1 pseudogene is annotated in these 244 nt (G+C 67.2%); it reads right to left on the reverse strand.

Annotated elements, in window-relative coordinates:
- Positions 1–244 (reverse strand): annotated as a pseudogene (locus ACLJNW_RS27815) (leucine ABC transporter subunit substrate-binding protein LivK); the annotation flags it as partial.

The raw sequence follows: 244 nt of genomic DNA on the forward strand, positions 1-244 counted from the left end.
CTGTGACCGCGGAGTAGGCGGGCAGGACGAAGATGCCGCTCGGATCCTGGTTCTTCGCCTTGAAGGCGTCGATCAGGGCCTTGTTCTTCGGATCCTGCTCGAAGGCGCGCGGCAGGGTCGCCAGCATGCCTTCCGAAGCGTCGCCGGCGATCGCGGTGATTTCGCTGTTGCCGACCCCTTCCGGGCCCATGAAGCGCGCGTCCAGCCCGGCCTGCTTGGCCTGGCGCAGCAGCAGGCCCATTTC

The organism is Salmonella sp. SAL4457 (assembly GCF_046548235.1).
In the GTDB taxonomy this organism is placed as follows: domain Bacteria; phylum Pseudomonadota; class Gammaproteobacteria; order Enterobacterales; family Enterobacteriaceae; genus Salmonella; species Salmonella enterica.